The 13,170-nt window shown below is 39.8% G+C and carries 11 protein-coding genes and 1 other annotated feature; all 11 genes read right to left on the bottom strand.

Translation table 11 applies throughout. The features are described from left to right. Nucleotides 1–66 precede the first annotated feature (66 nt). Complete coding sequence (locus tag HNQ80_RS17585; RefSeq protein ID WP_184311985.1) at nucleotides 67–558, bottom strand: hypothetical protein; 492 nt, start codon at nucleotides 556–558, stop codon at nucleotides 67–69. Nucleotides 559–990: 432 nt separating this feature from the next. Beyond that, nucleotides 991–2,196 carry a sugar ABC transporter permease gene (locus tag HNQ80_RS17580; RefSeq protein WP_207727068.1) on the bottom strand — a complete coding sequence of 402 codons (1,206 nt, stop codon included), beginning with the start codon at nucleotides 2,194–2,196 and terminating at the stop codon, nucleotides 991–993. 29 nt (nucleotides 2,197–2,225) lie between these two features. Beyond that, the gene (locus tag HNQ80_RS17575; RefSeq protein ID WP_184311984.1) at nucleotides 2,226–3,758 is read right to left on the bottom strand and encodes a xylose ABC transporter ATP-binding protein; all 1,533 of its coding nucleotides are present in this window, start codon (nucleotides 3,756–3,758) and stop codon (nucleotides 2,226–2,228) included. An 80-nt stretch (nucleotides 3,759–3,838) separates the two neighbouring features. Further along, on the bottom strand, nucleotides 3,839–4,888 hold the full coding sequence (locus tag HNQ80_RS17570; RefSeq protein ID WP_184311983.1) for a sugar ABC transporter substrate-binding protein: 1,050 nt from the start codon (nucleotides 4,886–4,888) through the stop codon (nucleotides 3,839–3,841). Nucleotides 4,889–5,060: 172 nt separating this feature from the next. After that, nucleotides 5,061–5,996 (bottom strand): mannose-6-phosphate isomerase, class I, encoded by a 936-nt coding sequence (gene manA, locus HNQ80_RS17565; protein ID WP_184311982.1) that lies wholly within the window; start codon nucleotides 5,994–5,996, stop codon nucleotides 5,061–5,063. Further along, nucleotides 5,993–6,919, bottom strand: coding sequence for an ROK family protein (locus tag HNQ80_RS17560; protein ID WP_184311981.1), 927 nt, complete (start codon nucleotides 6,917–6,919; stop codon nucleotides 5,993–5,995). Before HNQ80_RS17560 ends, manA begins: the two co-directional genes overlap by 4 nt. A 131-nt stretch (nucleotides 6,920–7,050) precedes the next feature. Next, nucleotides 7,051–8,295: an ROK family protein gene (locus HNQ80_RS17555; protein WP_184311980.1), complete on the bottom strand. Its 1,245-nt coding sequence runs from the start codon at nucleotides 8,293–8,295 to the stop codon at nucleotides 7,051–7,053. Between the two features lie 123 nt (nucleotides 8,296–8,418). Next, complete coding sequence (gene lysS / locus HNQ80_RS17550) at nucleotides 8,419–9,981, bottom strand: lysine--tRNA ligase (RefSeq protein WP_184311979.1); 1,563 nt, start codon at nucleotides 9,979–9,981, stop codon at nucleotides 8,419–8,421. A 75-nt stretch (nucleotides 9,982–10,056) separates the two neighbouring features. After that, nucleotides 10,057–10,309 (bottom strand) — a binding site (T-box leader). A 44-nt stretch (nucleotides 10,310–10,353) separates the two neighbouring features. After that, entirely contained in the window at nucleotides 10,354–11,355 is a 1,002-nt protein-coding gene (locus HNQ80_RS17545; RefSeq protein ID WP_184311978.1) for an ArsR/SmtB family transcription factor, read from the bottom strand. 21 nt (nucleotides 11,356–11,376) lie between these two features. Continuing rightward, nucleotides 11,377–12,186 (bottom strand): ABC transporter permease, encoded by an 810-nt coding sequence (locus tag HNQ80_RS17540; protein WP_184311977.1) that lies wholly within the window; start codon nucleotides 12,184–12,186, stop codon nucleotides 11,377–11,379. A 4-nt stretch (nucleotides 12,187–12,190) separates the two neighbouring features. After that, nucleotides 12,191–13,168, bottom strand: coding sequence for an ABC transporter ATP-binding protein (locus HNQ80_RS17535; RefSeq protein WP_184311976.1), 978 nt, complete (start codon nucleotides 13,166–13,168; stop codon nucleotides 12,191–12,193). Between the last annotated feature and the right edge of the window lie 2 nt (nucleotides 13,169–13,170).

Genomic DNA, 13,170 nt, shown 5'->3' with positions numbered 1-13,170 from the left:
CTGCGATTCTTTCTTCGGGTGGACAGGGTCGTCCACCCCTACAGGCTATCTCCTGAATATATTTGACTAATTGGCCATCTTCAGCAGGTTTAGTATCTTCCGCAAGGTTTTGTTCTTGATTTCTCTGCATTGTCTTTCTTCTAGGTTGATGTCATAGGTTATGTACCGCCAAATCTTGTTTTCCAGGTACTTCTTTTGTATGATCTCTTTTTCCAGGTCAGACAAGCTTTCGATGGCATTGTGAATTCTCTTGGTAAATCGATCCAAATGCCTTTTCTCGAATTCCAGCAATTCTATTTGATGCTCTAGCTCTAAATCTTCCAACACCTGCATCTCTGTCTTTGAAAAAATTTGATGGGTTCTAATGATGTTTTCATAGCTAACCCCCTTTAAGCATAAACACTGCATATCCTTATACTCTTCGATCTGAATTTCAATTTCCTTGATCCTGGCTTCATATTGTTTCAGATTCTTGAGTATTTTCTCCAGTTCTTTTAAGCCTAGTATTTTGTTTTCTTTATAGAAATGATCCTTTTCATACAAACAATTTGTATTCATGAACATCCACCACCTCATCATGTAGAATATACATATAGATGTAAATTCCAGATCAAATTTATAATACTTTGTCGCAGCTTTTTTTGAAAAATTTACTTTCAACAATTTTTCCTATTTTAAAGTATACTAGGGATTGTTTTAAAATTTGGGCACACTTGCGGCGATTTTTCGGAGATGTTTGTGGGGCTGTTGATAACTCTTTCAAAATCAAAATCTTATTAACAACTTCTCCACATTTTACAGTATATGATAGATTTACTGCCAATAATGGCGTACTTCCGGCATTTTATCAGAAGCTTTTCAGCGATATCTACTCACACAAAGACCATCCCCTTGATAATACGCCTTTCCAGCCCATAATAAAAAGCCTGCCGCTTATAATACAGCAGCAGACTTTTTATAAAACTCTATCATTATGGGAGGGAAATAGCTTTATCCATTCTTTTTACGAGACGAAATATCCACCCAAACTGCAAGGAGCAAGACGAGACCCCTTACAATGAGCCTTTGGGTTGTACCTACATCCAAGAGGAGCATCCCATTGTTCAGTGTAGCCATTACCAAAGCGCCTATGATTGCTCCTACGATGGTGCCTTCTCCACCGAGGGTACTGGTGCCGCCAATGATGGCGGAAGCAATCACATCCAACTCCATTCCTTGACCTGCGGATGCGGCAGCAGAGCCTACTCTTGCAGTATAGATGATTCCACCTACAGCACATAGGATTCCTGATGAAATAAAGATCCATAGTGTTCTTTGTCTAATATTAATACCCGAAAGCTTTGCTGCGTCTTTGTTGCCTCCAATGGCATAGACATGACGGCCGAACGTAGTCTTTGTTGTAAGGAAGATATAAAGACCGCCGATTGCCATAAGTATCAAAATCGAGTAGGGTATGCCTAGATAAAGGGCCATGATGATAAACACCGATGCAATCAATAGTATCGCCACACCAATCTTTAACGCAAACAAAGATGGGGGCAAAACTTCAAATTCATAGTTGATTCTTTCTTTTCTGTTGCTGAACTCAAGCCACAGATATCCAATGATCACAAGCCCTAATACGACTAAAGTGGTATCATGGGGAATCAGATCCTTTGGTGTATTCTCTAGAAATAAAGTTGGAAGATAACCCTGTCCGATTAGATTAAACGCACTGGAGGTTGCGATGGTTTCTCCCTTTGTAACACCCAGCAGCAGTCCATTAAAAACCATCATACCTGCCAAGGTAACAATAAATGCTGGAACATCTTTGTAGGCAACCCAATAGCCCTGCCACAATCCGATAATGCCACCAACACCCAAAGTTATCACAATCGATGGCAATATGCCCAGGCCAAATTTTGCTTGCAGAATTGCAACAATCGCTCCTGTTAAACCTACGACAGCCCCAATGGATAGGTCAATGTGGCCAGCCACGATCACGAGAACAACGCCACAGGCCAATATGGCGATATGAGCCGTCTGCAGGAACAAGGTGGACAAGTTCCTTGGTGTTAGAAAATTAGGGCTTAAAATAGAAAAGATTAGCATAATACTTATAAGTGCAATAAACATAGTATATTGCCGAATGTTGTTTCGCAAAGAAAATTTTATAATTTCCATGGGGCTTTGTATGCTTTTCGTGTTTGTTGACATGATAAATCCTCCTTCTATCCTCCTATATCCTATGAATGTACCAATTCTCCACCCGTTGCATAGTACATCACTTTTTCTTGATCTGCTTCTTTATAGTCTAATTCAGCGGCTAGCTTCCCTTCATGCATAACCAGTATCCGATCGCTCATCCCCAGCACTTCTGGCAGCTCCGATGAAATCATGATGATGCAAACCCCTTGTTCTACAAGGTCATTCATAATGTTATAAATCTCATATTTCGCACCCACATCGATGCCTCTGGTCGGTTCATCCAAAACCAGTACCTTTGGCGCAGCCATCAGCCACTTTCCAATAACAACCTTTTGCTGATTTCCACCACTTAGGTTTCTTGTTTTCTGTTCAATAGAAGGTGTCTTTATTTTTAATGCATTCACATAGTGATTTGCCATTTTGATCTCTTCGTTTTCATTAATCCCCTTATAGCTGGATATTTTATTTAGACTCGCAAGGGTTACATTTTGCTTTATATCCATCATTAATACCAATCCGGTCTTTTTTCGATCCTCAGATAAATAACAGAATCCTTTCTCGATAGAATCCTTCGGCCCTTTAATTTCTACTTCTTGATTATCAATGAATATACTTCCACACCGATTGACGCCATAGGCTCCAAACAAACTCATCATTAATTCCGTTCTTCCTGCCCCCATCAAACCTGCGATCCCCAATATCTCCCCTTTTCTTGCCTGAAAACTCACCTTGTCAATTACCTTTCGATCTGGTAATTCTGGATTGTATACTGTCCAATCCTTGATTTCGAGAACAACTTCCCCAGGCTTATGCTCTTTCCTTGGGAAAAGCTGTGTCAATTCTCTTCCAACCATACCCGTTATGATTTTATCCTGATTGATGTGCTCATCGTTTGCATAGGTATCTATGGTTTTTCCATCCCTTAATATGGTGATCGTATCCGCAATGGCCTTTACTTCCTTTAATTTATGGGATATGTAGATACAGCTGATCCCTTGGCTTTTTAGCTTTCGTATAAGCTCCAACAGGTTTTCACTATCATCTTCATTTAAGGCCGCCGTTGGTTCATCCAATATCAATATGCTTACATCCTTCGATATGGCTTTCGCAATCTCGACCAGCTGTTGTTTCCCAATGCCTAAATGGATGAGTTTTGTGTCCGGGCTTTCCGCCAATCCAACCTCCTTCAGAACCTTCTTGGCCTCAACCATTGCTTTGTTCCAGTTAATGACACCATGATTTTTAAACTCATTGCCTAAAAAAATGTTTTCGCATATGTTCATCTGCTTTACCAGCGTTAACTCTTGATAAATAATGCCCACCCCTGATTTTTCGCTGTCCTTTATGTTGCTAAATCTTTGTTCTTTTCCATTGATAATGATTTTACCGTCATAGGTTCCATATGGATATACGCCGCTTAGAACCTTCATCAAGGTAGATTTACCCGCACCATTTTCTCCGACCAGTGCATGGACTTCTCCTTTTCTTACTTTAAAGTTCACATGATCTAATGCTTTCACCCCTGGAAATTCCTTTACAATATTCTGCATCTCCAAAATATATTCACTCATCTACCGCTGCCCACCTTTCTAAAAGATGGAGGAATAACCAGCTAAGTTATCCCTCCACAGGGTTTTAAAACAAACGAGCTTTATTTTAAATCATCCTCTGTTATGTAACCACTATCGATAAGAACTTCTTTTAAAGTATCCTTGGTAACGATTGTAGACTCGATTAATACTGATGGCACTTGGATCTTACCATTGTCTAATGCGCCATTTGTCTCTAGCTTTTCTCCCTTTGCAAGGGCAACGGCAACTTCAATGGCTTTTTTCCCAAGCGCTCTTGTATCTTTATAGATTGTCATGGATTGTGTACCTTCCATCACTCTTTTTGCAGCTGCTTTTTCAGCGTCTTGTCCTGTGATAGGAACTTTGCCCGCTAGCCCTTGGGCTGCTAAGGCTTGAATCGCTGCTCCGGCAGTCCCATCGTTCGGTGCCAGGATCGCATCAACCTCATTATTGTTTGCAGCCAGTGCAGCTTCAACAATCTTTAATGCATTTTCTGGTACCCAGTTCTCAACGGCTTGCTCGGTGATCACTTGAATCTTACCGGAATCGATTAGCGGTTGAATATATTTCATTGCGCCTTCTTTAAATAATTTGGCATTATTATCTGTTGGTGCACCAGACATGATAATATATTTTCCTTCTGGAACCTGCTCCGTAATGTACTTGCCTTGAAGTTCCCCAACTTTTACGTTATCAAAGGACATATATACATCAAGTTTATCTGTATTCGTAATCAAGCGGTCATAGGCGATTACAGGAATTCCCTCTTGCTTTGCTTTATCTACCAATGTGGCAGAAGCAGAAGCGTCATGGGGCGCCAAGATCAATACGTCAATACCCTGTGTCAATAAAGATTCCACTTGTGTAATTTGTTCTTGTGTATTGGCATCAGCAACTTTTACAATTAGTTCAACACCCATTTGGGCTGCAACCTCTTCCATCTTTTCTTTATCTCTTACCCATCTTTCCTCTCTTTGGGTAGGTAAAGATAAACCAATTTTAATCTGATTTTCCCCTGATGGTTCCGCTGCTGCTGGTTCTCCTGTTGGTGCAGGCTTGCTGCATCCTGCGAACATCGTTACTACTAACAGAACTGCTAGCATGAAAACTAAAATTTTACTGCCTTTCATTGTTTTTTCCCCCTTTTTCCTTTTATTATTTATATACTACTCAAATAACCTTTGAACAACCCATCTCCCTTGAAAAAGAGCTTGGGTGTGCCGTTATTCAAGCAATACAATCATGGTGACTCCCCTCTTGCCATAAACAAACCTGGTATAATCGTTTTCATTTTCCCAAAAATTATTCTTTTGTAGAGGCAATCAAAGACATTGTCCCTTCCAGCACAAAATCTCCATAGTCACAGGGAAGTATGAAGTGATCTCCTTTTTTTACTGGATATCCATCAACGCTCCCAGCACCCTCAACAACACCCATAATCATAAAAGGCTTATCTTGATGCAATGAGACTTGGCCATCTATATCAAACTTATAGACCGAAAAATAGGGTGTCTCTGTAAGTATTGATTTCGTTGCATGCGGATATGTTTCTACTTGTATCATCTGATTCTCTATGCTGTGAGGAACCCTTACCACCTCCAGAGATTCCTCTATATGAAGTTCTCTAGGCACACCATTTTCCAACCGATCGTAATCATATAATCGGTAGGTCGTATCCGAAGATTGTTGAATTTCTAAAACCAATATTCCTGTTGTTAGCGCATGTACTGTCCCACTGGGGACATAGACAAAATCTCCTTTTTTCACAGGTATTTTCTGAAGGAGCTCCTCCCATTTGCCTTGCCGCACCATTTGTTCAAAATCTTCTCTTGTCTGAGCCTTATGACCCAAAATGATTTCTGCTCCATCTTCACAGTCAAGGATGTACCAGCATTCTGTCTTTGGAAAGACATCCTTAGGCTTCGACATCGCATAGTGCTCATCAGGATGGACTTGTATACTTAAGTCATCACAGGCATCTATGATTTTTACCAATAATGGAAATTCTTCGCCTTCAATATGTCCAAAGATATCTCTCCGCTTGCCCCAGATATCTTGTAAGGTCCATCCTGCAAAAGTGCCATTCAGCACCTCCGTTTGTCCGCTTGGATGTCCACTAATCACCCAGCATTCCCCCGTATGATCCGATGGAATATTCATATCGAACAAAGTTTTCAAACGATCGCTGCCCCACATTTTCTCTTTAAATACTTTCTGAAAAAATAGAATCTCCCTCATCGGTCTTGCCCCTCCATCTTCTTTCTTATCATGTACATGGCGCCGATCATGCCTGCATCCGACAGTTGGGCTAATTCTACTTTTATTTTTCCTCTCATGACTTGATAGATATATTGCTCAAATCGATCTCTAACCTTATCTACAAAGCCGGGAACGGAGAGGGCTACGCCACCTCCTAATACGAAGATATAGGGATCAATCACATGGGCGATGGCTGCCATTCCTCGCGCCAGTGCATCTACAGTGGTTTCTACAATTTCCAAAGCAATAGGGTTACCTTCCTCCGCCACTAAAAATACTTCATGGGCTTGTTGAATGTCTAAGCCCTCTTCCCTTGCCATCCTTAATATACTCGTCCCACTGGCCATACCTTCCATGGAGCCAGGATTTAAGTAACTATGCAAAATTCCATTCTCTTTAACGATAATGTTCCCAATCTCTCCTGCGTTTCCAGTAGCTCCTGAGATAATTTCTCTGTTGATACACAGACCGCCACCAATACCAGTGCTTACGGTAATATAGAATACAATAGGATATCCTTTTCCTGCACCCTCTACTGCTTCCGCTAAAGCGGCTACGTTGCAATCATTCTCAATATAGCATGGGACATTATAATAATCGTTCATGATACTTGCTAACGGAATGCCATCCCATCCCGTTAAATTTACAGGATTTAATACTACGCCCTCATAAGGATCCAAAGGTCCTGGCATGCCAATCCCAATACCCTGTATACGATTACTGCCCTTAACCTTATCAATCATCGTTTCGAGCCTATGTATGACGTGGGCTGGACCTTTGTCTACCTCAGTCAACTCCTTTTGTTCCCTCAGTATTACACCCTCGTTATCGAATAACCCAACTCGAATATTGGTCCCCCCTAGATCAACGCCGATCCAATATTTCTCCACCGATAAACTCATCCTTTCCCCTCATATTTAGCTCTGTATCCTATAATATATATATTTCGTAATTATAATTATAATACGGATAATATATTGATCATTTTCATTTGTTATATTATCTAATTAATTACTTAAAATTTTTATGCCTTTTACATTTTGGGTTTAAATAATTGTTCAGTCGATTTATCAATGATATGTTCAAATGCAGTATTTGCAATGCCTATTAAAGCACCATCCTTCAGATCTGAAACCAATATATCCGGTAGATAAAAATCCTTATAAAAGGTGCTCTCTGCCATCATTTTCTTTAATGGCTTCACTAGATATTTACCTGCAGAAATACCTCTTCCCCCAATAATAACAGCCTCTGGTGCGAATATATTCAGCATATTGATTAAACCATACCCTAAAAATACTGCTGCATTTTCCACCGCTTTTAAGCAAATGGGGCTATTCTTATCAAGACCGTCCAATACATCTTCCCATTCTATTCGTCCCCGTCGTTCATAAATCATCTTGATGGGGGCATCTGCCTCATCCACTTCATGTTGAATCCTTGATTCTATCCACTCAATAATGGCTGTCATGGATGCATATTGTTCCAGGCATCCGATATTCCCACAATCGCATTTACTCCCCCGATAGTCGACAACAAGGTGCCCGAGTTCAGTCCCAAACCCCCTTACACCCCGATATAACATACGATCAATGACTACGCCAGCACCAATACCTTCGCTATGGGTAACATGAATAAAATTTTTATATTTTTTCCCTAATCCCATTATTTTCTCTGCCATGGCATAGGCATTGGCATCTTTATCAAGGATGGTTGGTATGCCAAACTCCTCTTCAAGAAGCTGCTTAATCGGTATGTTTTTCCATCCATGGAACCTAGGAGGATTCAATATGATCCCTTCTTGGCAATCAAGGGGCCCAGGGGATGAAACACCAATCGCTGCAATGCTGCACTCATGGTTTTCTTCGATAAAAAACCGAATCATGCTTTTTATTCTTCGAATGATCTCCTGAGTAGACTCATTGCCTGCATATTTATATTCATAAGAAGATCTTACCTTATTTGAAAAATCCACCAGCGCAATTTGTGCGCTGCTCCTGTTTAAATCCACCGCAATGACATAAGCTGCATGGGAACATATCTCAAGCATGATAGGTTTTCTTCCCGCATCAGAATCCATCACACCTGTTTCACGAATGATTCCATTGTTTATTAATTCCTGTATGATGGGGGTCAAACCACCTTTGCTCAAGCCCGTAATCTTCGCTAAGTCTGTTCTTGAAACCATGCCCATTTCCCTTACAAGCCTAACAATCAGGGATAAATTACTCTTTTTTATAATCGCTGTATTGCCGCCTTTTTTATATGTATTCATCATCTTTATCCCTCTTTCAGCTTTCTAAAAAAAATATACCATGAGTTTGTTATATTGTCAAATTATATATAAAATTTTGAAACTAAAATCCTGAGCATAGGGAGTTTGTTCTCAAACTCCCTATGCTCAGGAACTAAAATCTAATAAAGAGAGTGCTTTTTCGATCCCTAAGGTCTTAATCAGTATGGATAATCTGGGACCGCTGGTATTGTCCAACACAAGCTTATATACGATGCCAAATAAAGTCTTTTGATTGTTTTTCTTCACTTTATGATCTTCATCATGACATACCGCATATATTCTTTTCATCAACTCGTCGCTGCTTAAGGCTTCACTCTCTTGAATCACAGCACATAAATCCCTTAGCCATCTTTTTTCTATATCCTTCAATTGCTCATAGTATTCCATATCCTTCTCTTGATTCAGATGGAGCATTTTTTCGGGATACCAGTGTTTCATCCAGTGTTCCACTCTATCACTGATCTTCATGATGTCCTCTAATGCATATTCTTCTCCAATTTTCCTCAATACATCCCCTAATATATGAACATCAAAGTTTATCAAAGGTAAAATTCCTGCTGCCTGGCTAAAGGATGGTACTCTTTGGTTATTGGTAAACGCCAACAATCTGAAGGAATCATATAGATCCTCATTTCCTAAAGTATCATTACGGTAGCTCTCGTAAAACCTTTCATATTCAGAATAATTTCTAATTACATCCTCATCTAGACCAATATTGAAAGCAGCATTTGGCTTATATCTAGAGAAAATGAAGAGTATTATCTCTGGAAGGTAGATTTTCAAAAGTTCTCCTGGGGTGATGATGTTTCCTAATGAGCTCGACATTTTCCCACTGTTACCCTTTATTCCTATGAATTCATAGGCTACGTAATCAGGGGCTCTATGGTTAAAGATTCTTCTAACGATTTCTTTTGACACATTGTAGCTTCCTGTTTCAGAGGAATGGTCTCTACCACCTGGCTCAAATACCACCCTTTCCACCATCCACCGCATGGGCCAGTCTACTTTCCAGTTTAATTTGATATTGTTTGCGTCCATTACTTTGACAGTGCCATGATGTCCACAGCTACAAACAAATTGAATTTCCTCTTGCATCTCATCAAAAGCCTTCACCTCTGTATTGTCTTTTCTGCACCGTTCACAGTATAGTGTAATGGGATAAAAATGATTCCTTTCCTCTTCAGAGGACTCCTGGGTTTTGAATGCCATCAATATATCGTATATTTCCTTTCTTCCCTTTAGGGCATGAAGGATATGGTAATTATATCTGCCCGACGTATATTCCTTACTCTGATAGATAAACTCCACATCAATGCCGAATATACCCAAGGCCTCTTCAAACTCTTTCTCAAAATGGGCTGCATAAGATGAATGGCAGCCATAGGGATCTGGAATTTCTGAATAGGGCATCCCTATATACTGCTCAAAGGATTGATCTATATTTTTAGGAACCTTTCTAAACCGATCATAATCATCCCATGAAAATATAAAACGTGTTTTCTTGCCTAAATCCTGTAGTGCTCTCACCACAAAGTATGTGGTGACTACTTCTCTAAAATTGCCAATGTGCACAGACCCTGAAGGGCTAATTCCTGATGCACACACAAAGATATCTTGATTTGGATGTTTTTCAATCAACTCCTGCGCTGTTCTATACGCCCAATGCATCCTATCACTCCTTCATCTTTACTATTTTTTTACTCAACTCCAAAATAAAAAACTCTCACCTCCAAGATTATTCATCTTGAGGACGAGAGTTGTTAACTTCATGATACCACCTCAGTTCGCTGATATGTCACCATATCAACCTCTTCGAGTACGGCAGAATGCTTATACCCTATCCCTATAACGTGAGAACACGTCGTACCATCCCTAAAATTAGTTCAATACGCAGCTCCGAGGCTTTATTCATTAAGAGATATCTTCCTCCTTCTCAGCTACCGGAGTTCTCTGTAGAATCCTTCTTCTTAATTACTCTTCTCTTCATGGCCTTTATGATATTATTTGATACATTGTATCAAAGTATTTGAATATTGTAAATTATTTTCTAAAAGAAAAATTCAAATACTCATGGATCTCCAGTGGAATTCTGTCTAAGAGCAAAGTATTCAAATCGTAATAGATAAAGCTGCCACTTCTTTCTTTATATACAAGTTCTGCATCATATAGCAGCCTCAAGTGTTTTGAAATACATGGCTCTGTGAGATTTAGTTCTTGGGCCAAGCTCTGGGTCGAAGTCTTCCCTTTGTACACGATTCTCAATATTTTAAGTCGTGTTTCATCTGATAGGGCCTTCATGATCCTTAACAAATCCCTGGGAACAGCATCTTCCCCTCTATCAAGATGGGCTCTTATGGTAAATTGTACCATTCCTTCCCCATAATCCATGAGGAGGTGGGGATCGATAAAGGAGCTTATCCTCACAATCACTCTTTTGAGACTATGAAAGGGTATGGTAAACAGTGTGTATTTATGGAATAGAAAGGCTTCTTCTGTTACCTCAATTCTGCTGTGGATTCTTTTGGCATAATCTATAATCCCTATTTTCTCATATCGTTCAGCATCTCTTTTTAGACATCTCACCAGCAATGGTTCAATAAATCTCAGCTCCCGCTCAAAATAACCAAGATAGTACTCTTTAAGAGCCCTTATCATTTTTCTTTTGATATCCTCTGTAAAGTCTTCCAAGCCATAGACTTGGTATTTTGAAAATACATATCGAAAATCTTCCAAGGACAGATCTTCCATATAATTGAGGGCTGACATCACATTGAAATCGTTACATGCTTCATAAACATTGCAAAGGTCCATGATAACACACCAATCGGCTGTTCTTTTACCCAATTCCAATAGATCATCTAATAGTTTATCCGAAATATTTTCTCTCATCGCCTGAGCCCATATCAGCCTCTCCAGATGATGATCCGGCTTTATCAGGACGTGAATGCTGCACAGCATTTCAAATAACGGAGAATAAACAAACTCTATATTCCAATTCTTATCGCTTCCAGAATAGACTCTCATCCCATCACCAAATTCCATTTTGATCCATTATATCATAGTTTAAAACAGCGCCATATTACCAGTTTTCTTTGCATGTCGCTCTCCAAGCTTCAAACAAACATAAATGAGGGTACCCATAGCCACGATTAACAATAGACTTATCTGGAGGAAGTCTTGTATTTCGTAAAGATTCTCCCTATTCAAAAACACTCTTCTCATGGCCTCAACAGCATAGGTCAGTGGAAACATCAGACTAATCATTTTTGCCCAGAGTGGGAATACCATCGTAGGAACCTTCACCCCTGAAAATATCTCCATCGGCTCTTCCAATACGGTAAATAGAAATCCCGTATCCCGTGAAAACAGAAACAAAGCATTTAAAAGCATCCCCCACATCACCGCCATGACCATCATTAGCCCGATGACTATAACGGCTGCGGAGAGATTCATATTCAGATACTTATGCTTTAATATGAACATGCCCCCTGAAAATACCACCATAACCCATACGCTTTCAAATACAGAGGAGATGGCATTACCGAGAATCACTCCCAGTCTATTGGTTGGCGAAAGATAGATCAGCTCCAGCGTTCCATACTGCCTTTCAAAGGAAAAAAACCATGCCGATTGCACAAGGGATCTAAAAAAATTCATACAAATATACCCTAAGAGGATGAAAATAATCAGATTTTCCTGATTGAGATAAGGTACTGGCATATTTTCTATATGAAAGGGTTTAAAACTATAAAAGGAAGAGATAAAGCTGATAATCGGCCAGATAAAAAGAGAGACATAAATGATTTTGCTATGAAAATAATTTTTATGCTGTTTTATCATTTCCGCCTGAACTACCTTTAAGAAGTTCTTCATTTTATCAAGCCCCCTTTGAGAGCTTTATAATCGCATCCTCAAGCTTCGGCTCATCCTCGAAAAGCCTGTTGATAACCAATCTGTGATCGATGCAAGTCCTTGAGATAACACCTTTTAGATCCAAGGATGAGGTGATAATGAACGTCCCTTCATGGGTATCATTCTGCACAATAGCTGTATGATCCGCTGCTCTGCATGCTTGATCAATAATCGGACTTATCTCTGCACTGCCTCTTTCAATGCCAAGATATAAGATCTTCTTGTTCATCCCAACCGCTGCCAGCTCCTTAGGAGTTCCCTGGGCTATGATCTCTCCATGATTTAGTACATATACATAATCACAAAGCTCTTCGATTTCTGCCATATAGTGGGATGTCAGCAATATTCCCTTTCCCTCTTTGCGGGCGATATTCTTAACATAGGCTCTTAATTCCTTTGATATCACCGAGTCCAGCCCTAAGGTTGGTTCATCCATGAAGATATAATCGGGATTATTGATAAGTCCCCTGGCGATTTGAAGTCTTTGTTTCATTCCTTTTGAATAGTTTTCAACGGGTACATCTTTTTTCTCCTCAATGCCTACAAGATTTAAAAGATAGTCGATTCTCTCGGAGAGCATCTTGTTTTCCATTCCATAGAGCTGTCCAAAATACCAGAGATTCTCTCTGCCTGTAAGCCGCCAATAGATCATTCGCTCTCCCCCAGCTACCATGTTTATTCTCTGCTTCACTTTCATGGCATCCTTCACTGCATCCATTCCATCCACCGTAATCTTTCCCGCTGTGGGCAGAAGCAATGTGGACAGCATCTTGATGCTGGTTGTTTTTCCCGCCCCATTTATTCCTAAGAGCCCTACAATTTGGCCCTTTTCTATCTCCATATCTAGTTTTCTGACTGCTTCAACATATCTTTTTTCTGATTTTAAAAAACCTTTTTTTATTTTGGTTTCATAGGTCTTCTTTAAGCTTTCTACGATAATCATTT

The organism is Anaerosolibacter carboniphilus (genome assembly GCF_014205875.1).
In the GTDB taxonomy this organism is placed as follows: domain Bacteria; phylum Bacillota; class Clostridia; order Peptostreptococcales; family Thermotaleaceae; genus Anaerosolibacter; species Anaerosolibacter carboniphilus.
This window is presented reverse-complemented; position numbering and strand designations above follow the sequence as displayed.

Bases quoted from the DNA above. Each gene is read 5' to 3' on its own strand.
- HNQ80_RS17585 (WP_184311985.1), bottom strand. From the start codon at position 558: ATGAATACAAATTGTTTGTATGAAAAGGATCATTTCTATAAAGAAAAC.
- HNQ80_RS17580 (WP_207727068.1), bottom strand. From the start codon at position 2,196: ATGTCAACAAACACGAAAAGCATACAAAGCCCCATGGAAATTATAAAA.
- HNQ80_RS17575 (WP_184311984.1), bottom strand. From the start codon at position 3,758: ATGAGTGAATATATTTTGGAGATGCAGAATATTGTAAAGGAATTTCCA.
- HNQ80_RS17570 (WP_184311983.1), bottom strand. From the start codon at position 4,888: ATGAAAGGCAGTAAAATTTTAGTTTTCATGCTAGCAGTTCTGTTAGTA.
- manA (WP_184311982.1), bottom strand. From the start codon at position 5,996: ATGAGGGAGATTCTATTTTTTCAGAAAGTATTTAAAGAGAAAATGTGG.
- HNQ80_RS17560 (WP_184311981.1), bottom strand. From the start codon at position 6,919: ATGAGTTTATCGGTGGAGAAATATTGGATCGGCGTTGATCTAGGGGGG.
- HNQ80_RS17555 (WP_184311980.1), bottom strand. From the start codon at position 8,295: ATGATGAATACATATAAAAAAGGCGGCAATACAGCGATTATAAAAAAG.
- lysS (WP_184311979.1), bottom strand. From the start codon at position 9,981: ATGCATTGGGCGTATAGAACAGCGCAGGAGTTGATTGAAAAACATCCA.
- HNQ80_RS17545 (WP_184311978.1), bottom strand. From the start codon at position 11,355: ATGGAATTTGGTGATGGGATGAGAGTCTATTCTGGAAGCGATAAGAAT.
- HNQ80_RS17540 (WP_184311977.1), bottom strand. From the start codon at position 12,186: ATGAAGAACTTCTTAAAGGTAGTTCAGGCGGAAATGATAAAACAGCAT.
- HNQ80_RS17535 (WP_184311976.1), bottom strand. From the start codon at position 13,168: ATGATTATCGTAGAAAGCTTAAAGAAGACCTATGAAACCAAAATAAAA.